The organism is Acinetobacter sp. YH16031, assembly GCF_013417335.1.
GTDB lineage: Bacteria > Pseudomonadota > Gammaproteobacteria > Pseudomonadales > Moraxellaceae > Acinetobacter.
In genome coordinates this window covers 1-1570 of sequence record NZ_VPED01000146.1, presented here as the reverse complement: position 1 = coordinate 1570, position 1570 = coordinate 1, and the positions used below count along the sequence as shown (strand labels likewise).

Genomic DNA, 1570 nt, shown 5'->3' with positions numbered 1-1570 from the left:
TTAGGGCGGCAGAGGGGGCTGGAACGCTGAGTGCGCCCATGCCGCATTGCGAAGCAAAAGATAATCGGATAAAATGTAGCAATTCATATTCGTAAGCGTGGAGTAATCAGATGGGAAATTCCAAGTCAGCAGACAAGTAAGCCGCAACAACCAGTATTGTTGTTGCGGCGCTCTGTAAGGCTAGTCTCATCTGATTGCTGACGAGCAGACGTCGCCCGGTATTCCTTAATCGAGGGTTGATTCGTCATGACCACCACACGCCCCGCGTGGGCCTATACGCTGCCGGCAGCACTGCTGCTGATGGCTCCTTTCGACATCCTCGCTTCACTGGCGATGGATATTTATCTCCCTGTCGTTCCAGCGATGCCCGGCATCCTGAACACGACGCCCGCTATGATCCAACTCACGTTGAGCCTCTATATGGTGATGCTCGGCGTGGGCCAGGTGATTTTTGGTCCGCTCTCAGACAGAATCGGGCGACGGCCAATTCTACTTGCGGGCGCAACGGCTTTCGTCATTGCGTCTCTGGGAGCAGCTTGGTCTTCAACTGCACCGGCCTTTGTCGCTTTCCGTCTACTTCAAGCAGTGGGCGCGTCGGCCATGCTGGTGGCGACGTTCGCGACGGTTCGCGACGTTTATGCCAACCGTCCTGAGGGTGTCGTCATCTACGGCCTTTTCAGTTCGATGCTGGCGTTCGTGCCTGCGCTCGGCCCTATCGCCGGAGTATTGATCGGCGAGTTCTTGGGATGGCAGGCGATATTCATTACTTTGGCTATACTGGCGATGCTCGCACTCCTAAATGCGGGTTTCAGGTGGCACGAAACCCGCCCTCTGGATCAAGTCAAGACGCGCCGATCTGTCTTGCCGATCTTCGCGAGTCCGGCTTTTTGGGTTTACACTGTCGGCTTTAGCGCCGGTATGGGCACCTACTTCGTCTTCTTCTCGACGGCTCCCCGTGTGCTCATAGGCCAAGCGGAATATTCCGAGATCGGATTCAGCTTTGCCTTCGCCACTGTCGCGCTTGTAATGATCGTGACAACCCGTTTCGCGAAGTCCTTTGTCGCCAGATGGGGCATCGCAGGATGCGTGGCGCGTGGGATGGCGTTGCTTGTTTGCGGAGCGGTCCTGTTGGGGATCGGCGAACTTTACGGCTCGCCGTCATTCCTCACCTTCATCCTACCGATGTGGGTTGTCGCGGTCGGTATTGTCTTCACGGTGTCCGTTACCGCGAACGGCGCTTTGGCAGAGTTCGACGACATCGCGGGATCAGCGGTCGCGTTCTACTTCTGCGTTCAAAGCCTGATAGTCAGCATTGTCGGGACATTGGCGGTGGCACTTTTAAACGGTGACACAGCGTGGCCCGTGATCTGTTACGCCACGGCGATGGCGGTACTGGTTTCGTTGGGGCTGGTGCTCCTTCGGCTCCGTGGGGCTGCCACCGAGAAGTCGCCAGTCGTCTAACCGACGACTGGTAGCAGGCCCGCTCCGATGCGGCGCACTAACCATCGAAACCTCGTGAATGTCGGTATCCTGTCTGGCAGGATACCGCTCATTTCCCTTGTTCAGTTCA

1 protein-coding gene and 1 pseudogene are annotated in these 1570 nt (G+C 56.9%); both read left to right on the top strand.

The features are described 5' to 3' along the window. Window positions 1–246: 246 nt before the first annotated feature. Window positions 247–1461, top strand: coding sequence for a chloramphenicol/florfenicol efflux MFS transporter FloR (gene floR, locus FTV31_RS16715; RefSeq protein WP_000214122.1), 1215 nt, complete (start codon window positions 247–249; stop codon window positions 1459–1461). Between the two features lie 27 nt (window positions 1462–1488). Then, window positions 1489–1570: pseudogene (locus FTV31_RS17480) on the top strand (LysR family transcriptional regulator); the annotation flags it as partial.